Genomic DNA, 23,516 nt, shown 5'->3' with positions numbered 1-23,516 from the left:
GTGTTTCGTCGGTCACTTCGAGTGGTCGTCGCCGCGCATCCTTGACGGCCGCCGGCCGCACCCCGCCACCAGTCTGCCGCCTCGACGGGGGTTCCGGGGGCGCGATGCCCCCGGAACCTGCGTCAAGGCTCCGTCAGGCTTCCGCGACCGGCTGCGCGAACTGCGCGTCGTACAGACGGGCGTACGCGCCGTCCGCGGCCAGCAGCGACTCGTGGGTGCCCTGCTCCACGATGCGCCCCGACTCCATCACCAGGATCACGTCCGCGTCCCGGATGGTGGAGAGCCGGTGCGCGATCACGAAGCTCGTCCGGCCCGCCCGCAGACGGCCCATCGCCTGCTGGATGAGTACCTCCGTACGGGTGTCGACCGAGCTCGTCGCCTCGTCGAGGACGAGGATCTCCGGCTCGGCCAGGAACGCCCGGGCGATCGTGATCAGCTGCTTCTCGCCGACGCTGACGTTGGAGCCCTCCTCGTCGATCACCGTCTCGTAGCCGTCGGGCAGCGTGCGCACGAAGCGGTCGACGTGGGTGGCCCTCGCCGCCTCCACGATCTTGTCCATGGAGGTGCCCTCGGCCGCCCCGTAGGCGATGTTCTCGGCGATGGTGCCGCCGAAGAGCCAGGTGTCCTGCAGCACCATGCCGATGTGGGAGCGCAGCTCCTCGCGGGACATCGCGGCGATGTCGGTGCCGTCGAGGGTGATGCGGCCGCCGCCCACCTCGTAGAAGCGCATGAGCAGGTTGACCAGGGTGGTCTTGCCGGCGCCGGTGGGGCCGACGATGGCCACGGTCTGGCCGGGGCGCACGGTCAGCGAGAGGTCCTCGATGAGGGGCTTGTCCGGCTCGTAGCGGAAGGAGACCTTCTCGAAGACGACCTCGCCGCGCACGGGGCCGACCACGGGCGCGTCCGCCGCGTCCGGGCGCTGCTCCTCGGCGTCGAGCAGCTCGAAGACCCGCTCGGCGGAGGCCACGCCCGACTGGACGAGGTTGGCCATGGAGGCCACCTGGGTGAGCGGCTGGCTGAACTGCCGCGAGTACTGCACGAACGCCTGGACGTCACCGATGGACAGCGCGCCGGTGGCCACCCGCAGACCGCCGACGACGGCGACCAGGACGTAGTTCAGGTTGCCGATGAACATCATCGCCGGCTGGATGATGCCGGAGATGAACTGTGCCTTGAAGCCGGCCTCGTAGAGGTTCTCGTTCTCCTTGCGGAAGACCTCCGCGGACTCCTTCTGGCGGCCGAAGACCTTCACCAGCGAGTGGCCGGTGTACATCTCCTCGATGTGGGCGTTGAGCTTACCCGTGGACTTCCACTGCGCGACGAACTGCGGCTGCGCCCGCTTGCCGATCCGGGTGGCGACCAGGATCGACACCGGCACGGTGACCAGCGCGACCAGCGCCAGCAGCCAGGAGATCCAGAACATCATCGCCAGCACGCCGACGATCGTCAGCAGGGAGGCGATGATCTGGCTGAGGGTCTGCTGGAGCGTCTGGGCGATGTTGTCGATGTCGTTGGTGGCACGGGAGAGCACCTCGCCGCGCTGCTGCTTGTCGAAGTAGCTCAGCGGCAGCCGGCCCAGCTTCTCCTCCACCTGCTGGCGCAGCCGGAAGACGGCCCGCTGCACCACGGTGGTGGCGATGCGCGCCTGCACCAGGCCGAAGAGGGAGGAGCCGAGGTAGATCAGCGCCACCCACAGCAGGACGGTGCCCACCGCGCCGAAGTCGATGCCCTGGCCGGGCGTGAAGTCGACGGCGGAGAGCACGTCGGCGATCTTGCCGTTGCCCTGCTGCCGCATGTGCGCCAGGACCTCGGCCTTGGTGACGCCCGGCTGCATCTGCGCGCCGACGACGCCGGCGAAGAGCAGGTCGGTGGCCCGGCCCAGGATCTTGGGGCCGACGACGGCCAGCGCCACGCTGGCCACGCCGAGCGCCAGCGCGACGTAGATGATGCCCCGCTCGGGCCGCAGCTGCCCCAGCAGCCGGCGGGCGGAGGGGCCGAAGTTCATGGACTTCTCGGTGGGCTGGCCGCCCATGAAGCGGGCCATGCCGGTGGCCGGGGCCGGGCCTCTGCGGGCCGGGGCGCCGGCGGGGGCGGCCGGTTTGCCGCCGTCCTCGCCGCCGCCGGCGGCTGCGGGAGGCGTGGGTTTCTCGAGGGACGTCACGCCGCCTCCTCCTCGGTGAGCTGGGAGAGCACGATCTCCCGGTAGGTCTCGTTCGTCGCCATGAGTTCGGTGTGGGTGCCGGTGCCGACGACCCGGCCGCCGTCGAGGACCACGATGCGGTCGGCGTCGCGGATGGTCGACACCCGCTGGGCGACGATCACCACGGTCGCCTCCTCCGTCTCGCGCGCCAGCGCGGCGCGCAGCCGGGCGTCGGTGGCGTAGTCGAGGGCGGAGAAGGAGTCGTCGAAGAGGTAGATGCCGGGCTTGCGCACCAGGGCCCGGGCGATCGCCAGGCGCTGGCGCTGACCGCCGGAGACGTTGGTGCCGCCCTGGGCGATGGGGGCCTCCAGGCCGCCGTCCAGGGCCTCGACGAACTCGCGGGCCTGCGCGGTCTCCAGCGCCTGCCACAGCTCCTCGTCGGTGGCGTCGGGACGCCCGTAGCGCAGGTTGGAGGCGACGGTGCCGGAGAAGAGGTACGGCTTCTGCGGGACGAGGCCCACGGCCTCGCTCATCACGACCGGGTCCAGCTCGCGCACGTCGACACCGTCGACGTACACCGTGCCCGCCGTGGCGTCGAACAGCCGGGGTATGAGCCCGAGCAGCGTCGACTTGCCGCTGCCGGTGGAGCCGATCACGGCGGTGACCTCGCCGGGGCGGGCGACGAGGGAGACGTCCTTGAGGACGGGCTCCTCGGCGCCGGGGTAGCCGAAGGCGACGCCGCGCAGTTCCAGGTGGCCGTGACGGTGCAGCTCGGTGACCGGTGCGACGGGGGGCACCACGCTGGAGTCGGTGGCCAGGACCTCCTGGACGCGCTCGGCGCAGACCTCGGCGCGCGGCACCATCATGAACATGAAGGTGGCCATCATGATGGCCATCAGGATCTGCATGAGGTAGCTGAGGAACGCCGTCAGCGCACCGATCTCCATGCCGTTGTCCGCAATGCGGTGTCCGCCGAACCACACGACGGCGACGGAGGAGAGGTTCACGACGAGCATCACGGACGGGAACATCAGCGACATCAGCCGGCCGGCGCGCAGCGAGACGTCCATCAGCTCGGTGTTGGCGCCCGTGAATCGTTTCCGCTCGTGCTCGTCCCGCACGAAGGCGCGGATGACGCGAATACCGGTGATCTGCTCGCGCAGCACCCGGTTGACCGTGTCGATGCGCTCCTGGACGCCGCGGAAGATCGGCCGCATGCGCCAGACGATCAGCCCCACGATGGCGGCCAGGACGGGGACGATCACCAGCAGCAGCGCCGAGAGCGGCACGTCCTGCTCGATGGCGAGCACCACGCCGCCGACGCACATGATCGGTGCCGAGACCATGAGGGTGAACGCCATCAGGGTCAGCATCTGCACCTGCTGGACGTCATTGGTGGTCCGGGTGATCAGTGACGGGGCCCCGAACTGCCCCATTTCGCGCGCCGAGAACGACTGCACCCGGTCGAAGACCGCCGCGCGCAGGTCACGGCCGAGCGCCATGGACGTGCGGGCGCCGTAGTAGACGGCGCCGATCGCGCAGACGATCTGCGCCAGGGTCACGGCGAGCATGAGGCCACCGGTGGTCAGGATGTAACCGGTGTCGCCCTTCACGACGCCTTTGTCGATGATGTCCGCGTTGAGATTGGGGAGATAAAGCGTGGCGAGGGTCTGGACGAGCTGAAGCAGCACGATCAGCGCTATCGCTCTGGAATAAGGCCGCAAATAGGACCGAAGAAGTCGCACCAACACACAAGCAGCCTATGCGAGCGCCACTCCGAACGGCCTGCCCTTTACCGGCTGGGGACGGCCGGTGCCCCGGCACCCGTCATCATGGAGGCGGCAGAAAAGGAAAGGGGTCGCCGTGGCGACGACACACACGGCACGACCGGCGCCGCCGAAGGCGCTGCCGGCCCAGCCGGGGCCGCCGGACGCGCCGTCCGGCACGATCCGGTACTGGGCCGCGGCCAAGGCCGCCGCCGGCACCGCCGAGGAACCCTGCACCGGCCACACGCTGGCGCAGGTCCTGGACGCGGCCAGGCACCGGCACACGGGGCGGCCCGAGTTCGCGCGCGTGCTCGCGCGCTGCTCGTTCCTCGTGGACGGCAACCCCGTCGGCACGCGCGACCACGCGACGGTGCAACTGACCGAGGGCGGCACGGTCGAGGTGCTCCCGCCCTTCGCAGGAGGGTGACCCCGACAGCATGAGCGAACAACACCACCACCCCTACGACCCGCAGCGGCCCGCCGAGCCGTACCCGCCGTACGGAACCGGGCCCTATCCGCCGTACGACACGGGTGCCGACGCGCACCCGCCCTCGTACGGCGGGCAGGACGACTACGGCTACGGGCAGCAGCCGGCGTACGGCCGGCAGCCGGCCGCCCAGTGGCCGCAGCCCCGGCCCGAGGAGCACGACCCGCACGACGAGCCGGTGACCCAGACCTGGCAGACCCAGACCTGGGACGCCCGCGCCTGGCAGCAGGAGCCCCCGGCGCAGGAGAGCGCTCCCTACGCGCCGCCGGCCGCCTCGTACGACTCCGCCTTCGACTCCCCCTGGCCGGCCGGCGGTGCACAGGGCGCCGCCGAGTGGGCCCGGCAGGAGGCCGCCTCCGAGCAGGCCGCCGCCCCGGCGCCGCCGCCGTTCCAGGAGCCGTACGGCGGGCCGCAGTCCTACGGCGGGCCCGAGGCGTACGCCGCGCCCGCGGCAGCCGTCGCGGTCGCCGAGCCCGAGCCCGCACCCGAGCGGCAGCCGACCGCGGCGGAGAAGGCCCGGGCCGAGGGCCGGCCGCAGATCCTGCCGCCCGGCCTGCAGCCCGCGCTGCTGACCTCCGTCCTGGCCGTGCTGCTGGCGCTGGCCGCCCCGCTGGCCCGGCCCGTGCTGGCGGTGCCGGTGGTGCTGCTGCAGGCGGTGACCGCGGCGGGCTGGTTCCGGCTGAACGGCATGTGGCCCGCCCGGCAGGGCATCGCGCTCGCCTTCCTCGGCGGCGTCGTCGCCGACGCCGGGCTGCTGGTGGCGGGCGAACACCACGCCCCGACGGTGCTGCTGGGCACGCTCGGCGTGTGGATCCTGCTGGTCGTCGTCCTGCAGCTGCGCAGCCACGCCTCGCCCGACGAGCGGCTGTACGGCCTGACGGCGGCCACCGCCTCCGCGGCCCTCGCGGTCGTCGCGGGCGGCCTGCTGGCGGCCGAGCCCGACGCCGTGGTCGCGGGCGCGCTCGGCGTGGCCGGGGCGGCCCTGGCCCGGGCCCTGCCGCTGCCCTCGCTGCTCTCCCCCGTCGTCGCCCTCGCCGCCGCGGCGGGCGCGGGCGTGGCCGCCGGCCAGCTGACCGGCATGGGGGCCTCCGCCGCCCTGCTGGGTGCGGGGGCGGGCGTGTGCGCCCTGGTCGGCCTGCGGGTGGCCAGCTACGACTACCCCTCGCGGTTCGTCCACATGACCGCCGGCGTGGCGCTGCCCCTGACGGTGGCGGCACCGGTGGTCTACGTCCTGGGCCGCGTCCTGGGCTGAGACCGGCACCGGCCGTCACCGGCAGCGGTTACAGACCGGTTACGTCGGTGCGGGGCATTCGTACGTTCGGTCCGGTTAGGCTCGACCGGCAGGCCAGGGGGCCTGGCCGGGCCGAGCCCGACCGACCGAACGTGGGGGATCCGCAGCCGATGCGTGCCATACGGACACTTCTGATCGTCGCCGTCGTCCTCGGCGCGCTCTTCGTGGCGGGCGACCGGGCGGCCGTGTGGTTCGCCGAGGGCCAGGTCGCCGACAAGATACGCAGCAGCCAGAACCTCTCCGGCACGCCCGAGGTCTCCATCAAGGGCTTCCCCTTCCTCACCCAGGTCGCGAACTCGCGGCTCGACGAGGTCGACGTCAGGCTCGACGGCGTCACGGCCGGCTCCGGCACCCAGTCGGTCAAGGTCAGCGGCTTCGACGCCCAGCTGCACGACGTCCGCATCGACAGCAGCTTCTCCTCCGCCGTCGCCGGCCGCGCCACCGGCACGGCCCACCTGACGTACGAGGAGCTGACCAAGGCCGCCAACGACCCCGACGTCACCGTCGCCTACGGCGGGCAGGGCGGGGCCGGCGGCAACCAGGTCAAGGTGACCGGCAAGGCGACCGTCGCCGGCCAGCCCGTGGAGCGCAGCGTGACCTCCACGGTCACCGTCACCGGCGGCGACACGATCCGGGTGCATGCGAACGAGGTCCCCGCCGAGGGCACCCGCATCCCCGGCATGGAGCAGAAGATCCGCGAGAAGACGGACTTCGACCGGAAGATCACCGGCCTGCCCCGCGGCATCAAGCTCGACAAGGTCGTCACCACGCCCACCGGCGTCGACATCACCCTCACCGGCACCGACGTCAACCTGGCGGGCTGAGCGCCTCCCGTTCGCGCCGTCCCGGGCCGTCGCGGCCGTCCGCGCCGCCCGCCGTTCCGCCTGGCGAGACGGCGGATTCCGCCGCTCAGGCCGTGCGGCCCACCGACTGGCACACAAGGGCCGGGAGGGGCTCCACGAGCGGCCGCGACGACCCCTCGTCCCACTATCCGGAATTCTGCGTCTCAGTATTCGACTGCCCGGTGACAGGGCTCCCGGCGCCTCCCTACGATCGTCCCCATGAGGCGACAGGCAGATCTCACGAAGCGGCGGGCAGTGGACCTGTGCCGCGTTGCCGCCATGCTCTGTCGCTATGTCTGACGGGAACCGCTCGCCGGCTCCCTTAACGGCCGGACACTCCGGCCGCCCTCTCCCCGCATCAACGCGAGCACTCCGCTCCACCCTTCGCGCGGCGCCGCGCCCTGGCGCCGCGCTCCTCCCCCATGGCCCCGCACCGGCCCGGGGGTACCCCCATCGCCCCGGAGGAGAACAGCATGAGCCGCAGTGACGTCCTGGTGGACGCCGACTGGGTACAGGCCCGCATCGACGCAGGCGACCCCAAGACCGTCATCGTCGAGGTCGACGAGGACACGTCCGCCTACGACAAGAACCACATCAAGACCGCCATCCGGATCGACTGGAAGAGCGATCTGCAGGACCCCGTCCGCCGCGACTTCGTCGACCAGGCCGGCTTCGAGAAGCTGCTGTCCGAGAAGGGCATCGCCAACGACGACACCGTCGTCCTCTACGGCGGCAACAACAACTGGTTCGCCTCCTACGCCTACTGGTACTTCAAGCTCTACGGCCACCAGGACGTCCGCCTCCTCGACGGCGGCCGCAAGAAGTGGGAGCTCGACTCCCGCGACCTGGTCGCCGAGGTGCCGCAGCGGCCCCGCACCGAGTACAAGGCCAAGCCCCAGGACGGCTCCATCCGCGCCTTCCGCGACGACGTCGTGGCCGCCATCGGCACGCTCAACCTCGTCGACGTGCGCTCCCCCGACGAGTTCAGCGGCAAGCTGCTCGCCCCCGCGCACCTGCCGCAGGAGCAGTCGCAGCGCCCCGGCCACGTGCCGACCGCGCGCAACATCCCCTGGTCCAAGGCGGCCAACGACGACGGCACCTTCAAGTCCGACGAGGAACTGAAGGCGCTCTACGAGGCCGAGGGCGTCGACCTCTCCAAGGACACCATCGCCTACTGCCGCATCGGCGAGCGCTCGGCGCACACCTGGTTCGTGCTGCACGAGCTGCTCGGCCAGCCCAACGTCCGCAACTACGACGGCTCCTGGACGGAGTACGGCTCCCTCGTCGGCGTGCCGATCGAGCTCGGCTCCAACTGAAGCTCCAACTGGAACGGAACGGAGAAACGCATATGTGCGGAGCGAAGGCCGGCGGCCCCGACGCCTCGGCGGTCAAGCCCGGTGAGACCACGATCCAGGGCTCGGTGACCCGCGACGGCGAGCCCGTGGCCGGTTACGTGCGCCTGCTGGACGCCACCGGCGAGTTCACCGCCGAGGTGCCCACCTCGGCGACCGGGCAGTTCCGCTTCTACGCGGCCGAGGGCACCTGGACCGTACGCGCGCTGGTGCCCGGCGCGACCGCCGACCGGACGGTCGTGGTGAGCGAGAAGGGCGCGCTGGCGGAGGTCGCCATCGCCGTCTGATGCGGCACGAGGCGGCGCCGGGAACGGCGAAGGGCCGCACCCCAGGGGTTGGACGCCACGACGGGGGTGCGGCCCTTCGCGCTGCACGGCTTCCGGTCGTACGGTGAGAGTGTGTACGCGCGGCGCAGGCACGTCTACTTCGCCATGATGGGCACCTGCATTTTTCTGTTCGTCCTGGCGTGGTCCGTGGTGCGCCTGTGGTCGGTGCCGGCGGCCGTGGGGCTGTGCCTGTTCGCCATGGTCATCCCGCCGGTGGCCGCCATCGTCGCCAACCGCCGGGGACCCGACGACCGCTGGTGGGACGACCCGTCGGGCGACCCCGAGTCCGACAAGTGGTGGGACGAACTGGACGGCAAACGGTAGGGCCGCGGCCCTCGGCAGCCCTCAGCAGCGGCCCTCAGCAGCGGTCCTCAGTACACGAGCGCCTGGACGTCGTCCGCCATCGCCTCGCTCACGAAGACCTGCGCGCCGGCGATGCGCGCGCCCTCGATGAGGTCCTTCTCCTCGATGCCCCGCCGTGCCGCGCACTGCGTGCACAGCGTGATCATCCCCCCGCCGGCCTTGATCCCCTCGATCAGCTCCGGCAGCGGCGCCGCGTGCGGCAGCTCGAATTCCGCCGCCCGCCCCGGCAGCGCGAACCACGACGACTCGCCCGTCAGCCACAGCGACACCTCGACACCACTGGCCACGGCCACCGCCGCCACCGTGAACGCCTGCGAGCACCGCTCGGGCGCGTCAGCGCCCGCCGTCACCTTGATCACCAGCTTCTTCGGCATGCGGCCACTGTAGGGCGCGGGGCGCGCGGACCCCACGATCAACCTCACAGCGCCCCGCCGCACCCGGCGGACTAGACTCGTCCCCGCTACGCACACGTACACGTACCACCCACTCCGACCGAGGAGCGCGCTCGTGCTTGAAGGCTTCTTCACCACCCTGCTGGTACTGGTCGCCGTCGGCGTACTCGCCTTTATGGGCCTGACCTGGAAGAAGCTGTACCAGGGCCAGCGCTGACCCCTTTGTCCGCACCCACGACAGATCGCCTGAGCTCATGATCGAGATTCCGTCCGACCTCCACCCCAGCCTCGTCCCCCTGGTCTTCCTCCTCGGCAAGTGGGAAGGCGCGGGCGTCGCCGACTTCCCCGGTGCCGAGCAGTGCAACTTCGGGCAGGAGGTCGTCTTCAGCCACGACGGGCGTGACTTCCTCGAGTACGTCTCGCACTCCTGGGTGCTCGACGCCGACGGCAAGCCCGTCAAGCCGCTGGAGACCGAGAGCGGCTACTGGCGCATCGACAAGGACCGCAAGGTCGAGATCGTCATGATCCGCGACTCCGGCATCGTCGAGGTCTGGTACGGCGAGCTCGCCGACCAGAAGCCGCAGATCGACATCGCCACGGACGCCGTCGCCCGCACCGCCGCCTCTGGGCCCTACTCGGGCGGCAAGCGCCTGTACGGCTACGTCAAGGGCGACCTGATGTGGGTCGGCGAGAAGGCCACCCCCGAGGTGCCGCTGCGCCCGTACATGTCGGCCCAGCTGAAGAAGGTCCCGCAGGCCGACGACCTGCAGGCGTGGGCGCGCAACCTGCCCGACGACATGCCCGACGGCGTCGCCTTCTTCAACCCCGACGGCACGCCCTACAAGCCCGAGGGCGAATAACCCTCACGCCCGTCACCCAGCACGCCGCGGGGGAAGTCCGGTCGAATTCCGGCGCTGGCCCTCCCCCAGTGCCTGGACAGCCTGGGGGGACCCCCATCGGTAGGCGGCGAACCCTTTACAGGGTTCGCCGCAAGCCCGATCGCCCGCGGCGCGCGCTGCTCCCTGCCCGACTCGCCGTGGACTGCGAGGGTCAGACCCCGTGCATACGCGTGCTCGCGCGGACGCCCAGCACACGGCCCGAGGCGAAGGCGTACGCCCGTCCCGTGTCGACCGACTTCCCGGCCACCGCCCCGGCCGCCCGCATCCGCACGGCGGCCCGCCGGCTGCCGCTGCCGCCCCTGATCGCCGGGCTCGCCGCCGCCCTCCTCGTGTCGCTGCTGTGCTGCACGGCCCTCGGCGCCGCCGGCATCGGCTGGGCCCGCACCCTGCGCTACCTGCACGCCGGGCTGACCGGCGGCACCATCACCGCCGACGAGCTGCCCGCCTACAACATCGTCTGGGAGCTGCGCTTCCCCCGCGCCCTGCTGGCCGCCGTGGTCGGCGCCGGGCTGTCGGCCGTGGGCGTGGCCGTGCAGGCCATGGTCCGCAACGCCCTCGCCGACCCGTTCGTCCTCGGCATCTCCTCCGGCGCCGCCGTCGGCGCCAACGCCGTGCTCATCTTCGGCGCCCTCGGCTCGCTCGGCGTCTGGGCCCTCTCCGGCGCCGCCTTCACCGCCGCCCTGCTCTCCATGGCCCTGGTGTACACCGTGGCCCGCACCCGCCACGGCCTGACCCCGCTGCGGCTCGTCCTGACCGGCAGCGCCATGTACTACGGCTTCTCCGCCGTCACCACCCTCATGGTCTTCAGTGCCGAACGCGGCGAGGCGGCCCGCTCGGCCATGATGTGGCTGCTGGGCAGCCTCGGCGGCGCCTCCTGGGCCTCCGTGCCGATCGCGGCCGCGGCGGTGCTCGCCGGCACCGGCTGCCTGCTGTGGTGGGGACCCGGCCTGAACGCGCTGGCCATGGGCGACGAGACCGCCACCACCCTGGGCGTGGACCCCGACCGGCTGCGCCGCCTGCTGTTCGTGGTCACCGCCGCCGTCACCGGCGCCGTCGTCGCCGTCAGCGGCGCGATCGGCTTCGTCGGCCTGATGGTCCCGCACGTGGCCCGCATGCTCGTGGGCGCCGACCACCGCCGCGTCCTGACCGTGGCCCCCCTGCTGGGCGCCGTCCTGCTGGTCTGGGTGGACGTGGTCTCCCGCCTCCTCCTGGCCCCGATCGAACTCCCGGTGGGCGTCATCACGGCTCTGATAGGTGTCCCCTGCTTCGTGACCCTGATGCGCCGCCACGGCTACGCCTTCGGAGGTGCGTGATGCCCGGTCGTGCCCGCCCACGGACCCGCACCCGAGGGGGCACGCCCTGATGCGACTCGACGTGGAGAACCTCACCGCCGACGCCGCAGGCGTACGCCTGCTGAAGGACGTCACCCTACGGGCGGACAGCGGCCGGTTCGTGGGCCTGGTAGGGCCCAATGGCAGCGGCAAGTCCACCCTCCTGCGCTGCGTCTACCGCGCCCTGCGCCCCGCCGCGGGCCACGTCCGGCTCGACGGCGACGACGTGCACGAGCTCACCGCCCGCGAGGCCGCCCAGCGACTGGCCGCCCTCCCGCAGGACGCGGGCGGCGGCGAGTTCGACTTCACCGCCGCCGAGGTCGTGGCCATGGGCCGCCTGCCGCATCGGCGGGCCGCGGCCCGCGCCACGGCGGCGGACGCCGAGGCATGCGCCGCCGCCCTGGCCCGCGTGGGCGCCGCCCACCTGGCCGGGCGCGGCTTCCTGTCGCTGTCGGGCGGCGAGAAGCAGCGGGTGCTCATCGCCCGGGCGCTGGCCCAGGAGCCGAAGGTGCTGGTGCTGGACGAGCCGACGAACCACCTGGACATCTCCCAGCAGCTGGAGGTCCTGGCGCTGGTGCGCGACGCGGGCCCGACCGTGCTGGCGGCGCTGCACGACCTGAACCTCGCCGCGACCCACTGCGACGAGCTGTACGTCATCGCCGCCGGCCGCATCGTGGCCTCCGGAGCGCCGCACTCCGTACTGACCGCCGAGCTGCTCGCCGAGGTCTTCGGCGTCCGTGCGCACCGGGTGCCGCACCCGGTCTCCGGTGTGCCGCAGCTGCTCTTCGACCGTCTCCCCCGTTAGGACCGCATGCGTACGCGCCCTGCCCGCCCGTCCCTGGCCCCGCTCGCCCTGGCCCTGCTCTGCGCGATCACCCTGACGAGTTGCGGGGCGAAGGTTTCGGACGCTTCCGACGACAAACAGGCCGCAGGCCGCTCCTCGGGCCACTATCCGGTCACCATCGAGAACTGCGGCGTGAAGACCACGTACGACAGGGCACCGCAGCGCGTGGTCACCAATGACGTGGGCATCTCGGAGATCATGTTCGCGCTCGGCCTGGAGGACCGCATGGCGGGCTACGTCGCGCCCGCGTACACCACCAGCCGGCCGGACGCCGACGTCCCGTGGAAGGACGGCTACGCCAAGGTGAAGCGGCTGTCCACCAAGGAGATCACCAAGGAGCTGGTGCTGGACGCACGGGCCGACCTGGTCTTCGCGGGCTGGAACTACGGCTTCGGCGAGGGCAGCGGCCTGACCCCCGAGCGGCTGAAGCAGCTCGGCGTGGGCTCGTACGTGCTCACCGAGTCCTGCCACAACGGCACCGGCGGCTCGCGCGGCGTGATGCCGCCGCTGGAGGCCCTGTACACGGACCTGGAGACGCTGGGGAAGATCTTCGACGTGGAGGACCGCGCCCGCGCCCTCGTTGCGGGCTTCCGCAAGCGCGTCGCCGACGCCCGGGCGCAGGTGCCGAAGGACGGCCGGGCGCCGCGGGTCTTCCTCTACGACGACGGCCGCGACAAGCCCGTCACCGCCGGCGCCTTCGCGGGCGCCCACGACATCATCACGAAGGCGGGCGGCGACCATGTGATGAAGGACCTGAAGGACACCTGGGTCACCGTCGGCTGGGAGACCGTGGTCGAACGCGACCCCGAGGTCATCGTCATCAACAACTACGGCGACGTCGGCGCGGAGCAGAAGAAGAAGTTCCTCATGTCCTACCCGCCCCTGGCGGGCGTCTCGGCCATCAGGAACGACCGCGTCTTCGTCCTGGACTACGTCGACCTCGTCGAGAGCCCCCGCAACCCGGCGGCCGTCGCCGCGCTCGCCGGCTACCTGAAGGGGGTACGCGGGCACTGAGCCTGCCTAGACTGGGGGCGTGGTGGAAACCGACTGGCAGAGCGACCTCCGAAAGCGCGGCTACCGGCTGACCCCGCAGCGCCAGCTCGTCCTGGAGGCGGTCGACCGGCTCGAACACGCGACGCCGGACGACATCCTGACCGAGGTCCGCCGGACCGCGGGCGGGGTGAACATCTCGACCGTCTACCGGACGCTGGAGCTGCTGGAGGAGCTGGGCCTGGTCAGCCACGCCCATCTCGGGCACGGCGCGCCGACATACCACCTCGCCGACCGGCACGACCACATACACCTCGTCTGCCGCGACTGCACCGACGTCATCGAGGCCGACCTGTCGGTGGCCGCCGGCTTCACCGCGAAGCTGCGCGAGGAGTTCGGTTTCGAGACGGACATGAAGCACTTCGCGATCTTCGGCCGGTGCTCCGGCTGCGCCTCGAAGGAGCAGGGCGGGGCCCCGTAGGCTGGGGGCATGCTGTCTCACACGCCCAGCCCGCTGCTGTCGTCGCCCGGCGCCGTCGCCGCCGAGAGCCCGGACGAAGGCGTCGCCGCGCACTACGGCGACCCGTTCCGCGAACAGCGCGCGCTCGCGGACGGAACGGGATTCGTCGACCTCTCGCACCGGGGCGTCGTCGCGGTCACCGGGCCCGACCGGCTGAGCTGGCTGCACCTCCTCGTCACCCAGCACGTCAGCGAGCTGCCGCCCGGGCAGGCGACGCAGGCGCTGATCCTCTCCCCGCACGGCCACATCGAGCATGCGCTGTACCTCGTGGACGACGGCGCGACGACCTGGATGCACGTCGAGCCCGGCACGCAGGAGGCGCTGATCGCCTACCTGGAGAGCATGAAGTTCTTCTACAAGGTCGAGGTGGCCGACCGCACGGCCGACGTCGCGGTGGTCCACCTGCCGGCCGGCTCGATCGCCGAGGTCCCTCAGGACGTCGTCGTGCGCGAGACGTCGTACGGTCGCGACCTGTTCCTGCCCCGCGAGCGCCTCGCGGACTTCGCCGCCGCCCACGGCCCGGCCGCCGGCGTGCTGGCGTACGAGGCGCTGCGCGTGGAGGCCCACCGGCCGCGGGTCGGGCGGGAGACCGACCACCGCACGATCCCCCACGAGCTGGGGCTGATCGGGGTGGCCGTGCACCTGCAGAAGGGCTGCTACCGCGGCCAGGAGACCGTGGCGCGCGTGCACAACCTGGGCAAGCCGCCGCGCAGGCTGGTCTTCCTGCACCTGGACGGCAGCGAGGTCACCCTGCCGGGTCACGGCGCGCCCGTCCGCCTCGCCGCCGACGGCCCCGAGGGCCGTCAGCTGGGCTTCGTCACGACGTCGGCCCGCCACCACGAGCTGGGCCCGATCGCCCTGGCCCTGGTCAAGCGCAACGTCCCCGTGGACGCCCCCCTCCTGGTGGGCGAGGGCACGGCGGCATCCCAGGAGGTCGTGGTCGAGCCGTAGACGGACGGGGCTCGGGGGGCTGGTGCAGTGCCCCGTCAGGGGCGCGGGGAACTGCGCGACAAGCCACGACGCACCCGCAGGCAGGATGCCGTGCTTCGCCCCCGCCTCGGGGTGGCACGTCGACTACCGGCCGTCGGTGGCCGGCCCTAGACCTCCAGCAGCACCGTGAAGGGGCCGTCGTTCGTCAGCGAGACCTTCATGTCCGCCCCGAACACCCCCGTCTCCACCCGCGCCCCGAGCGCCCGCAGCTGGGCGACGACCTCGTCGACGAGCGGCTCGGCGACGTCTCCGGGCGCGGCCGCGTTCCACGTCGGCCGCCGCCCCTTCCGGGCGTCACCGTAGAGAGTGAACTGGGAGATCACCAGCAAAGGTGCCCCCACGTCGGAGCACGACTTCTCGTCCGCCAGCACCCGCAGGCTCCACAGCTTGCGGGCCAGGCGGGCGCACTGCTCCCGCGTGTCCTCGTGTGTCACGCCGACCAGCACGCACAGGCCCTCGCCGAGGATCTCGCCGACCACCTGTCCGTCCACGGTGACGCTCGCACCGTTCACCCTCTGCACCACTGCACGCATACGGACCATGATGCCCTGCGCCCATTCAGGGCTGTTCGGGCGGAGAGACCCTGCGCCCGGGGCGCGCGGAATGGCACGATGCGTGCAGGCGGTGCCTTTTGCGGGCAACGGCAAGGCGATCCGGCCGCACACCGCCTGCCCGAGGGGACGGAACCGCATGACCACACCCACCGAGGACGGCCCCCTGCTGGAGGCAGCCGAGTTGCGGGACCTCAAGGACTCCCACGACAACAGGAGCCACCTCGATACCAGAGACCTCAGGGACCACAAAAGCTTCAAGGACCTCAAGGCAGTGGACAGCTTGCAGGCCAGGCCCCCGAGCCAGCGCTCCGGCCGGCTGGCGGACGTCGCCGGCCGTCGGCCGTCCGAGCTGCGCCTGTCCGAGCTGCGCGCCCTGCGCCGGGAGTCCCAGCGGGAGGAGGCCGACCTCAGCTACGTGCGCCGCCTGCTGCAGGGCCGCATCGACATCCTGCGGGCCGAGCTGGGCCGGCGGGCCGCCCCGGGCTCGCCGCCCGTCGAGCGGCTCCTGGTCGACCGCCTGCCGGAGATCCTCGCCGACGGCCCCTCCGACCACCGTTCCTCCGCCCGTCACCTGACGCTCGGCACGCCGCATGGCGAGGAGTACCGCCGACTGGCCGACGACATGCTCTCCGAGGTCGGACTGTCCGACCTCGGCGCCCGCACCGACCAGGAACTGCGCGACGGCATGCGCCGCCTGGTGGCGTACGAGCGGCAGGTCTCCGTGCGGCGCCGGCGGCTGCAGCGCACGGCCGACGACTGCGGCGCCGAGATCGCCCGCCGGTACCGCGAAGGGGAAGCCCAGGTGGACGACCTGCTCCCGTGACCGCCGGCGCCGCCTACGGGCGCCCGTCCGGGGGTGAATTCAGGTGCGCGCACGCCGCGTTGCCGCCTAGCGTTCCCGCATGAGCGTTGAGGTGCGCACCATCGACGAGTCGGACCTGCCCGGCTGGATCCGGGCGATGAACACCGGGTTCCTGCGCCCGCCCGGAGGCGGCAAGGAGGAGGTCGCGCTGCGCACCGCGGGCACGGACCTCGACCGCGCCCAGGGCGCCTTCGACGGCGACCGCTGCGTCGCCACGTACCGCAGCTTTCCGCAGCGCCTGAGCGTCCCCGGCGGCCGCAGCGTCGCGGCCGACGCGGTCTCCGGCGTCACCGTCTCCCCCACCCACCGCCGGCGCGGGCTGCTCGGCCGCATGATCGAGCGCGATCTGCGCGCCGCCAAGGAGCGCGGGGACCTCGTCGCGACGCTGATCGCCGCCGAGTGGCCCATCTACGGCCGCTACGGCTTCGGCCCGGGCACCTGGACCACGCGCTGGGAGGTCGAGATCGCCCGCGCCGGTCTCGACCGGCGCTACGCGGGCCCCGCGGACGGCGGCCGCGTCGACCTGGTCGACCTCGACACCGTGCGCGCCCTGGGGCCGGCCCTGCACGCGCGCATGAGCACCGTGCGGCACGGGGTGGTCGACCGCACGGATCGCTGGTGGCAGATGAACACCGGTGTGCTGACACGGCCGGGCACGACGTGGACGGAGCCGTTCACCGCCCTGTACCGCGCCCCCGACGGCACCCCGGAGGGGCTCGTGGCCTACACGTCCGACGACGACTGGGACGCCAAGCGCCCCCGCAACACCCTCACCGTCCTCGACCTCGTCACCGTCTCCTCGCGCGCCGAACGGGCCCTGTGGCACTTCCTGTTGTCCATCGACTGGGCCTGGACGGTCGACTCCGGCCACCGCGCCCCGGACGACCTGCTGCCGCTACTGCTGCCCGACGTCCGCGCGGCCCGCGTCACCACCCACGCCGACTACCTGTGGCTGCGCCCGCTCGACGTACCGGGCCTGCTGCGGGAGCGCGCGTACGCCGTGCCGGGAGCGCTCGTCCTGGAGGTGAGCGACCCCTCGGGGCTCGCCGTGGGGCGGTTCCTGCTGGAGGCGGACGAGGACGGGGCGCACTGCGCGCCCACCACCCGTCCGGCCGACATCGCGCTGGACCTCGGCGCCCTGAGCGCGCTGTACCTGGGCGACGAGTCGGCGGTGCGGCTGGCGGCGCTGGGCCGGCTCGACGAGGAGCGACCGGGCGCGGTGGCGCGGGCGGAGCTCATGCTGCGGACGGCACGCCGCCCGTGGTGCCCCGATTCGTTCTGATCCGTCCTGGCACGACTCCGGGGCAACGGGCCTTTTCCCGGCGATCACTTGACCTCAAGCATGGTTGAGGTCGGAGGCTTCTTCCAGCGGACGGCACGACGCCGGCCGCGGCAGACCACTGCCCCAACCCGCCCTGGAGAAGAGGCCCGCAGCCATGTCCGCCACCGTCGCCGAGACCGCCGCCGAGACCCCCGCCGCCCCCCGCCCGGACGCCCCGTACCGGCTCGCCGTCGTCGTCGCCTCGACACGCGAGGGCCGCTTCGGGCCCGTCGTCGCCGCCTGGCTCGGCCGGCAGCTCGCCGGGCGCGACGACGTCCAGGTCGACGTCATCGACCTGGCCGACCACCCGCTGCCCGGCCACCTGTCGAAGGAACCGGACGCGACCGACGCCGCCGCCCTCGCGGCCGTCACCCCGCGGCTCGCGGCGGCCGACGCCTTCATCGTCGTCACCCCCGAGTACAACCACAGCTACCCGGCCCCGCTGAAGAACCTCATCGACTGGCACTACACCCAGTGGCAGGCCAAGCCCGTCGCCTTCGTCTCCTACGGCGGCCTGTCCGGCGGCCTGCGCGCGGTCGAGCACCTGCGCCCGGTCTTCGCCGAGCTCCACGCCGTCACCATCCGCGAGACCGTCAGCTTCCACAGCCCCTGGGGCCGCCTGGACACGACGGGCCTCCACCTCGACGAGGAGGCCGGCACGGCGGCCGCCGGCGCGGCGAAGGTGATGCTCGACCAGCTCGCCTGGTGGGCCGTCTCCCTCCGCGAGGCCCGCGCGGCCCGCCCCTACGGCAAGTAGGGCGGCCCGGGACGGTCCGGGGCGCCCCGTCAGGGGCGCGGGGAACTGCGCGACAAGCCACGACGCGCCCGCAGACGGGGTGCCGTGGCGCGCCCACGCGGCGGCATCCGCCGCCCAGGGCACTAGGCGACGGCCGGACCGTACACGTACGGCGTCGTCGTCGTGAGCGGTACGAAACCGAGCCGCTGCAGGATCGGCCGGCTCGTCGGCAACGCATCCACCTGCAGGAAGCGGAAGCCGCGCTCGGCCGCCATACGGGCCCGGGCGGCGACCAGCGCCCGGTAGACGCCCCGGCCGCGCCACGCCGGCACGGTACCGCCGGACCACAGGCTCGCGAAGCTCGTGCCCGGGTGGAACTGCAGACGGGCCGCACCGACCGGTTCGTCGCCGGCCATGGCGACCAGAGCGGGGACCGCCGCCGGGTCGGCCGCCAGCTCGTCCAGCAGCTGCTGCACGACGGACGAGCGGCTGTGGCCGAACGCCAGCTCGTGCACGGCCGCCACGCGCCGTACGCCCGCGGCGTCGGTCACCGGCTCCAGCCGGACGCCGGGCGGCAGGGAGGGAGGCGCCGGCAGATCGCCGTGGACGGGGGTCTCGGCGACCATCAGCGTCTCCTCCTCCTCGGGCACGAAGCCCGCCGCCCGGAGCCGCCCGGCCAGGCCGGGCGGGCCGTCGTGGCCGTACAGCTTCCACTCGAACCCGCGCTCCAGCGCGGTGAAATACCGCACCTGCGCCGCGATGACGGCATCGACGGTGTCCTCGTCGGCCCCCTCCAGGCCCGACCAGACGATGCCGTTCCAGTCCTGCGCGCCGGCGCCGACGTACCGTACGACGGGCCCGTCCCGCTCCACCCGGTCCCCGGGCGCCTCGGGCCGGGCGTCCCGGCGCATCTCGCGGTCGAAGAGCGCAAGCAGAGCGGCTTCACTGATGTCCATGGAGCCACTGCAGCACCGGCAACGCACGGCGGCAAAGGATTAACGGGGGGGGGCAGCGTCGCGGGTCAGTACGGCTAGGCCGTCGGCTGGGTGAAGCGAATGTTGTTGCCGAAGGGGTCGCGCAGCCCGCAGTCGATGCCGTACGGCCGCTCGGTCGGCTCCTGCGTGAACTCCACGCCCTTGGCGAGCAGTTCCTCGTAGGTCTTGTGGCAGTCGTCGGTCGTGAGGATGAGCCAGCCGGCCATCGCACCCTTGGTGATCAGGTCGCGGACCTGCGCCGCGGTCTCCTCGGACATGCGGGGGCCGCCCGGCATCTCCAGCAGGACCTCCCGGCCCGGCTCGCCGGGCACGCCGACGGTCAGCCAGCGCATGAAGCCCAGGTCGATGTCCGCGACGACCTCCAGCCCGAGCTTGCCGACGTAGAAGTCGAGGGCCTCGTCCTGGTCGAGGACGTACATCTGCGAGTGCGTAATGGCGTTGAACATGTGCCCAACAGTATGCGGCGCGCAGGCCGAAAACTTATCCGGAACTGCTCGATGCACTGCTCGACGCACTGCTCGCCACGGGGCGCACTTCCGCAGGTCGCAGCCAGGCCATGGCGAAGCAGCTGGGGACCTCCTGCACGGCCACCGCCCGCTTGCGGTACTCCCGAGGCGACTGCCCCACGATGTCGCGGAAGGTGCGGCTGAACGTGCCGAGGCTGGAGAACCCGACCTCCATGCAGATGTCCGTGACGCTGCGCTCCGTCTCGCGCAGCAGGCACATCGCCCGCTCCACACGCCGCCGTTGCAGATAACGGTGCGGCGTCTCGCCGAACGTGGCACGGAAGGTGCGGCTGAAGTGCGCCTCGGAGACATGGGCGATACGGGCCAGGGCGGGCACGTCCAAGGGCTGCGCGTAGGCACGGTCCATGGCGTCCCGGGCCCGCAGCATCCGGCGATTGGCGTCCTCCACCGCACGATTCACGCAGGTAAGAATGGCATACGCTGTCGAACGCCCTTTTTGACGCCTTGTAAGGAAAAGCAGGTGCAACGCAGGTGAAGCTGGCCCGACTCTCCGCCGTGGTGACGGCCGGTGCACTGATACCGGCCGTGCTGCTCGCAGCTCCGGCCGTGGCCGCCGGCAGCGGCACGTCGGCATCCTCCGTGGCCGGCAGCTCGCTGGACGACGACCGCGCCGCGATCCTGAGGATGCTGAACGACAGGAACATCGGCCGTGGGCTGCGCGAGGCCGCGAACAAGGCGCTCAGCGGCTCCCCGGCGGACGTCCGCGCCTTCCTGGAGACCGGCCAGTACAAGGCCCGCGACGAGGACAACCGCTTCGCCGTCCTCAAGCTCCTGTCGGACAAGGACACCGGCCCGGCGGTGCGCGAGGCCGCGAACAAGGCACTCGACGGCAGCCCCGAGGACCGCGCCCGCTTCCTGGCGACCGGGCGCGACGAGATCCGCGTGATCGACGACCGCTTGCGGATCAGCCAGATCATGAGCGGCGGCGGCCCGGCCGTGAGGGAAGCCGCCCGGAAGGCGCTGCGCGGTACCCCGCAGGACGCACGGCGCTTCCTGGAGACCGGCCAGTACGAGGCCCGGGCCAAGGACGAGGCCGCCGAGAAGGCGGCCAAGGAGCGCGCCGAGCGAGCCAAGGCCGGTACGTCGGCCGAGCCCACCGCACCGCCGACGCAGTCGTCACCGCCGTCACAGTCGTCGCAGTCGCCGTCGTCCGCGACGAAGGCCGGCGGGGCGGGTGCGACCGACAAGCCCGCTCCGGCGCCGGCGTCCGCCTCCCCGGCGCCGGCCGGTGGCACGCAGATGGCCGAGACGGGCACCGGCTCCGGCGTTCCCTGGGCCGCCGCCGGCGCCGCGGTCGCCCTGGCGGCGGGTGCCGGCATGGTCGTCGTGGCCCGGCGCCGCCGCAGCACGACCGAACGCCGATAACCGGAAACACCGCATTCGGAAACAACGTAAAGGCGGCGGCACCCCGCACGGGGTGCCGCCGCCTTTTGTCCTACCGCCGATCAGTAAGCGGAATTGACGTTGTCCATCGAGCCGTACTTGTCGGCCGCGTAATTGCAGGACGCGACGATGTTGGCCACCGGGTCCCAGATGTTCCAGGAGGTGCCGTCGACGTGGTACGCCTTGAACGTCGGGTCGATGATCTGCAGCAGACCCTTCGACGGGACACCGTTGACGGCGTTGACGTCCCAGTCGTTGATCGCATGCGGGTTACCCGTGGACTCACGCATCACATTGCGCTTGATGCCCTCGTACGAGCCCGGGATGCCCTTGGCCTTCATGATGTCCAGGGACTGGCGGATCCAGCCGTCCAGGTTGTCCGCGTAGACCTTCGGCGCCGGGGCGGCCGGCTTGGCGGCGGGCTTCTCGGCGGGCTTGGCCGGGGCGGCCTTGAGGGCCTTGCGGGCCTCGGCCCGGCTGGCGGCCTCCTTGGCGGCGCGCTCGCGGTCGGCCTTGGCCTTGGCGGCGGCGTCGGCCTCGGCCTTGACGCGGGCCCGGGCGTCGGTCTTCGCCTGGGCGGCCGCACCGTCGGCGGCCTTGGTCAGCTCCTCCTGCTGGGTCTCGCCGAAGGACTGGGCGCTCCAGGCGACCGGCTTGACCGAGGCGGTGTCGGCGGCCACGGCGTGCGAGGCGAGGCCGAACCCGAGGGTGGCGGCACCGGCCACGGCGACGCCGGCGGCGGAGAACTTGTGGACCTTGGTGAGACGGGTATAGCCGGAGTGGGTGGAGCGCATATCTGAGCTGAACCTCTTCCAATCGCGAAAGTCGCTGCGGCCTTGCACGGCGCATAAGAGAAGCGCCGTTTGTCGGTCGACGGCGCCGTGGCGACCCCGCAATTGTTAGCGGCGGAGAAAACCCCGCGCAATGATGTGACGTACTACATGACGCCGTACCTCCCCGGCCCATTCAGTGAAGCGATTCCCATTTTTCCGCGGATTCTCTGCCTTTCCCAGCACGGCCCCGGGCCGTATGTGACGCAGGCCCTATGCCCGGGCTCACATCCGGCGCCCCCTTTTCTCACCTGCCGTGACCGGGCGCATACGCGAAGAGGCGGTCCTGGTCGGCGAGGATGTCGATTTCGACGATCCGGCCGTCCGCGATCGTGAAGCCCATGACCGCCATCAGGCGACCCTCCACCTCCGTGACCACGCCGACCGCGCCATTGACCAGCGCGGGCCGTGCGGCGTGCGAGAACTTCCGGAAGGTGAGCGCCTGCCCCGCCACCGCGGCCGCGCCCCGCACCAGCTTGGACGCCCCGGCGCCCACCGCCACGGCACCGGCGTCCGCGCGCAGCACCACGTCGGGGTCGAGCACCGTGAGGAGCGCGTCGAAGTCGCCGTCGCGCGACGCGGCGAGGAAGGCGTCGACGACCTCCCGCTGCAGCGCCAGGTCGGCGTCCGGCGTCGGTGCGGCGCCCCGCACCCGCCGCCGGGCCCGGCTGGCGAGCTGTCTGGCCGCGGCCGGCGTCCGCTCCACCACGGGCGCGATCTCCTCGAAGGGGACGCCGAACATGTCGTGCAGGACGAACGCGAGCCGCTCGGCCGGTGCCAGCGTGTCGAGGACGACGAGCAGCGCCAGGCCGACGGAGTCGGCCAGCAGCGCCTGCTGCTCCGGGTCGGTGCCGTCCCCGCCCTCGTGCCCGACGTGGCTGACGACCGGGTCGGGCACGTGCACGCCCATGGGCTCCTCGCCCCGGGCCGTGCGGGAGCGCAATATGTCCAGGCACACTCTGCTGACGACCGTGGTCAGCCATCCGCCCAGGTTCTCGATCGCACCCGAGTCGGAACGGCTCAGCCGCAGCCACGCCTCCTGCACGGCGTCCTCGGCCTCGCTGAGGGAGCCGAGCATCCGGTAGGCCACCGCGCGCAGGTGGTCCCGGCTCGCCTCGAACCGTTCCGCGAGAAGATCACGTTCGTCCATGATCGGTTTCTACCAGGCCCTTCCGGCGACCTGCCGGGTCGTGACGTTGAGACGGTTGAAAAAATTGCTGAGGGCTATCCACAGCGTTATGGAGGCGAGCTGCCGCTCGTCGTAGTACTCGGCGGCCTCCTGCCACACCGCGTCCGGCACCGGATCCGGCCGGTCCGCCAGCCGCGTGGCCGCCTCCGCAAGTGCCAGCGCGGCACGCTCGGCGTCGCTGAAGTACGGCGCGTCCCGCCAGGCGGCCACCGCGAACAGCTGCTCGTCGCCCGCGCCCGCCTTCCTCGCGCTCGCGGCTCCGGCGTCGACGCAGTACCCGCACCCGTTGATCTGGCTCACGCGCAGGTGGACCAGCTCCAGCGTCCGCTCCTCGACACCCCCTTTCTTCGCCGCCTTCAGCACCCCGAGAATCGGCGCCATCGCCTCCGGAATGACCACCGCCGGGTTCTGCATCCGTGCCTGCAGCGTCGTCATCGCCACCGCCCTCGCCCTCGCTCGCGCTCCTGTTTTCCGCCCGTCACTGGATTGACGGATCGCGGCCGGCGAATGTGACCGGCTCCCGCGCCGGACTTCGTCACCCCGCCGGCCCACGGCGGATGCGGCGCCCGCCACCGCCCCGACACCC

27 protein-coding genes are annotated in these 23,516 nt (G+C 72.2%); 17 read left to right on the top strand and 10 right to left on the bottom strand.

All coding sequences use genetic code 11. The features are described 5' to 3' along the window. Positions 1 to 133: 133 nt before the first annotated feature. Together AC27L3_RS19955 and AC27L3_RS19950 are read right to left on the bottom strand one after the other, a co-directional pair. Positions 134 to 2,032 (bottom strand): ABC transporter ATP-binding protein, encoded by a 1,899-nt coding sequence (locus tag AC27L3_RS19955; RefSeq protein ID WP_487235507.1) that lies wholly within the window; start codon positions 2,030 to 2,032, stop codon positions 134 to 136. A gap of 125 nt (positions 2,033 to 2,157) precedes the next feature. Beyond that, a complete protein-coding gene (locus AC27L3_RS19950) occupies positions 2,158 to 3,891 on the bottom strand; it encodes an ABC transporter ATP-binding protein (RefSeq protein WP_487235399.1) in 1,734 nt (577 codons plus the stop codon). Positions 3,892 to 4,045: 154 nt separating this feature from the next. Between AC27L3_RS19950 and AC27L3_RS19945 the strand changes: the two genes are divergently transcribed. The 7 genes from AC27L3_RS19945 to AC27L3_RS19915 all read left to right on the top strand — a co-directional run bounded on the left by AC27L3_RS19945 (position 4,046) and on the right by AC27L3_RS19915 (position 8,528). Further along, a complete protein-coding gene (locus AC27L3_RS19945) occupies positions 4,046 to 4,333 on the top strand; it encodes a MoaD/ThiS family protein (RefSeq protein WP_487235506.1) in 288 nt (95 codons plus the stop codon). A 10-nt stretch (positions 4,334 to 4,343) separates the two neighbouring features. Beyond that, on the top strand, positions 4,344 to 5,645 hold the full coding sequence (locus AC27L3_RS19940) for a hypothetical protein (RefSeq protein WP_487235398.1): 1,302 nt from the start codon (positions 4,344 to 4,346) through the stop codon (positions 5,643 to 5,645). A gap of 149 nt (positions 5,646 to 5,794) precedes the next feature. Beyond that, entirely contained in the window at positions 5,795 to 6,508 is a 714-nt protein-coding gene (locus AC27L3_RS19935; RefSeq protein WP_487235397.1) for an LmeA family phospholipid-binding protein, read from the top strand. Positions 6,509 to 6,745: 237 nt separating this feature from the next. Continuing rightward, on the top strand, positions 6,746 to 6,826 hold the full coding sequence (locus tag AC27L3_RS19930; protein ID WP_487235505.1) for a putative leader peptide: 81 nt from the start codon (positions 6,746 to 6,748) through the stop codon (positions 6,824 to 6,826). A gap of 173 nt (positions 6,827 to 6,999) precedes the next feature. After that, positions 7,000 to 7,842 (top strand): sulfurtransferase, encoded by an 843-nt coding sequence (locus AC27L3_RS19925; protein ID WP_487235396.1) that lies wholly within the window; start codon positions 7,000 to 7,002, stop codon positions 7,840 to 7,842. 32 nt (positions 7,843 to 7,874) lie between these two features. Next, on the top strand, positions 7,875 to 8,165 hold the full coding sequence (locus tag AC27L3_RS19920) for a DUF1416 domain-containing protein (RefSeq protein WP_487235395.1): 291 nt from the start codon (positions 7,875 to 7,877) through the stop codon (positions 8,163 to 8,165). A 111-nt stretch (positions 8,166 to 8,276) separates the two neighbouring features. After that, entirely contained in the window at positions 8,277 to 8,528 is a 252-nt protein-coding gene (locus AC27L3_RS19915) for a DUF3099 domain-containing protein (protein WP_487235504.1), read from the top strand. Between the two features lie 47 nt (positions 8,529 to 8,575). Here the strand turns inward: AC27L3_RS19915 and AC27L3_RS19910 are convergent, their stop codons facing one another. Next, on the bottom strand, positions 8,576 to 8,941 hold the full coding sequence (locus AC27L3_RS19910) for a DsrE family protein (RefSeq protein WP_487235394.1): 366 nt from the start codon (positions 8,939 to 8,941) through the stop codon (positions 8,576 to 8,578). A gap of 272 nt (positions 8,942 to 9,213) precedes the next feature. Here AC27L3_RS19910 and AC27L3_RS19905 point away from each other — a divergent pair, with 272 nt between their 5' ends. From AC27L3_RS19905 to ygfZ, 6 genes are all read left to right on the top strand, one after another. Then, positions 9,214 to 9,819, top strand: coding sequence for a heme-binding beta-barrel domain-containing protein (locus AC27L3_RS19905; RefSeq protein WP_344432501.1), 606 nt, complete (start codon positions 9,214 to 9,216; stop codon positions 9,817 to 9,819). 263 nt (positions 9,820 to 10,082) lie between these two features. Then, positions 10,083 to 11,171 carry a FecCD family ABC transporter permease gene (locus tag AC27L3_RS19900; RefSeq protein WP_487235393.1) on the top strand — a complete coding sequence of 363 codons (1,089 nt, stop codon included), beginning with the start codon at positions 10,083 to 10,085 and terminating at the stop codon, positions 11,169 to 11,171. Between the two features lie 49 nt (positions 11,172 to 11,220). Next, positions 11,221 to 11,994 carry an ABC transporter ATP-binding protein gene (locus tag AC27L3_RS19895; RefSeq protein WP_487235392.1) on the top strand — a complete coding sequence of 258 codons (774 nt, stop codon included), beginning with the start codon at positions 11,221 to 11,223 and terminating at the stop codon, positions 11,992 to 11,994. Positions 11,995 to 12,000: 6 nt separating this feature from the next. Beyond that, positions 12,001 to 13,047, top strand: coding sequence for an ABC transporter substrate-binding protein (locus AC27L3_RS19890; RefSeq protein WP_487235391.1), 1,047 nt, complete (start codon positions 12,001 to 12,003; stop codon positions 13,045 to 13,047). 19 nt (positions 13,048 to 13,066) lie between these two features. Next, positions 13,067 to 13,504, top strand: coding sequence for a Fur family transcriptional regulator (locus AC27L3_RS19885; protein WP_487235390.1), 438 nt, complete (start codon positions 13,067 to 13,069; stop codon positions 13,502 to 13,504). Positions 13,505 to 13,513: 9 nt separating this feature from the next. Next, on the top strand, positions 13,514 to 14,494 hold the full coding sequence (gene ygfZ, locus AC27L3_RS19880; protein ID WP_487235389.1) for a CAF17-like 4Fe-4S cluster assembly/insertion protein YgfZ: 981 nt from the start codon (positions 13,514 to 13,516) through the stop codon (positions 14,492 to 14,494). Positions 14,495 to 14,640: 146 nt separating this feature from the next. Here ygfZ and dtd read toward each other — a convergent pair whose 3' ends face one another. Continuing rightward, on the bottom strand, positions 14,641 to 15,066 hold the full coding sequence (gene dtd, locus AC27L3_RS19875; protein ID WP_487235388.1) for a D-aminoacyl-tRNA deacylase: 426 nt from the start codon (positions 15,064 to 15,066) through the stop codon (positions 14,641 to 14,643). A gap of 157 nt (positions 15,067 to 15,223) precedes the next feature. On the opposite strand from dtd, the gene AC27L3_RS19870 reads away from it, so the two are divergent. The 3 genes from AC27L3_RS19870 (at position 15,224) to AC27L3_RS19860 (ending at position 18,027) form a co-directional block, all read left to right on the top strand. Further along, on the top strand, positions 15,224 to 15,910 hold the full coding sequence (locus AC27L3_RS19870; RefSeq protein ID WP_487235387.1) for an RsiG family protein: 687 nt from the start codon (positions 15,224 to 15,226) through the stop codon (positions 15,908 to 15,910). Positions 15,911 to 15,989: 79 nt separating this feature from the next. Next, positions 15,990 to 17,231, top strand: a complete 1,242-nt coding sequence (locus tag AC27L3_RS19865) for a GNAT family N-acetyltransferase (RefSeq protein ID WP_487235386.1) — start codon at positions 15,990 to 15,992, stop codon at positions 17,229 to 17,231. Positions 17,232 to 17,385: 154 nt separating this feature from the next. Continuing rightward, positions 17,386 to 18,027, top strand: a complete 642-nt coding sequence (locus AC27L3_RS19860; RefSeq protein ID WP_487235385.1) for an NADPH-dependent FMN reductase — start codon at positions 17,386 to 17,388, stop codon at positions 18,025 to 18,027. Positions 18,028 to 18,149: 122 nt separating this feature from the next. Here the strand turns inward: AC27L3_RS19860 and AC27L3_RS19855 are convergent, their stop codons facing one another. The 3 genes from AC27L3_RS19855 to AC27L3_RS19845 form a co-directional block, all read right to left on the bottom strand. After that, positions 18,150 to 18,956, bottom strand: a complete 807-nt coding sequence (locus AC27L3_RS19855) for a GNAT family N-acetyltransferase (RefSeq protein WP_487235503.1) — start codon at positions 18,954 to 18,956, stop codon at positions 18,150 to 18,152. 80 nt (positions 18,957 to 19,036) lie between these two features. Beyond that, positions 19,037 to 19,447, bottom strand: a complete 411-nt coding sequence (locus AC27L3_RS19850; protein ID WP_487235384.1) for a VOC family protein — start codon at positions 19,445 to 19,447, stop codon at positions 19,037 to 19,039. Between the two features lie 34 nt (positions 19,448 to 19,481). After that, complete coding sequence (locus tag AC27L3_RS19845) at positions 19,482 to 19,895, bottom strand: helix-turn-helix domain-containing protein (protein ID WP_487235502.1); 414 nt, start codon at positions 19,893 to 19,895, stop codon at positions 19,482 to 19,484. A gap of 104 nt (positions 19,896 to 19,999) precedes the next feature. On the opposite strand from AC27L3_RS19845, the gene AC27L3_RS19840 reads away from it, so the two are divergent. Then, the gene (locus AC27L3_RS19840) at positions 20,000 to 20,893 is read left to right on the top strand and encodes an ALF repeat-containing protein (RefSeq protein ID WP_487235383.1); all 894 of its coding nucleotides are present in this window, start codon (positions 20,000 to 20,002) and stop codon (positions 20,891 to 20,893) included. 80 nt (positions 20,894 to 20,973) lie between these two features. Here the strand turns inward: AC27L3_RS19840 and AC27L3_RS19835 are convergent, their stop codons facing one another. The 3 genes from AC27L3_RS19835 to AC27L3_RS19825 form a co-directional block, all read right to left on the bottom strand. Beyond that, positions 20,974 to 21,705, bottom strand: a complete 732-nt coding sequence (locus AC27L3_RS19835; RefSeq protein WP_487235382.1) for a transglycosylase SLT domain-containing protein — start codon at positions 21,703 to 21,705, stop codon at positions 20,974 to 20,976. A 283-nt stretch (positions 21,706 to 21,988) separates the two neighbouring features. Then, complete coding sequence (gene sigJ / locus AC27L3_RS19830; protein WP_487235381.1) at positions 21,989 to 22,891, bottom strand: RNA polymerase sigma factor SigJ; 903 nt, start codon at positions 22,889 to 22,891, stop codon at positions 21,989 to 21,991. 9 nt (positions 22,892 to 22,900) lie between these two features. Beyond that, positions 22,901 to 23,356, bottom strand: a complete 456-nt coding sequence (locus AC27L3_RS19825; protein WP_487235501.1) for a carboxymuconolactone decarboxylase family protein — start codon at positions 23,354 to 23,356, stop codon at positions 22,901 to 22,903. Positions 23,357 to 23,516: the final 160 nt, after the last annotated feature.

The sequence above is a fragment of the Streptomyces sp. PKA51 genome, assembly GCF_057552455.1.
Note: the sequence above shows the minus strand (reverse complement) of the source record. Positions and strands in the feature narration are given on the sequence as shown.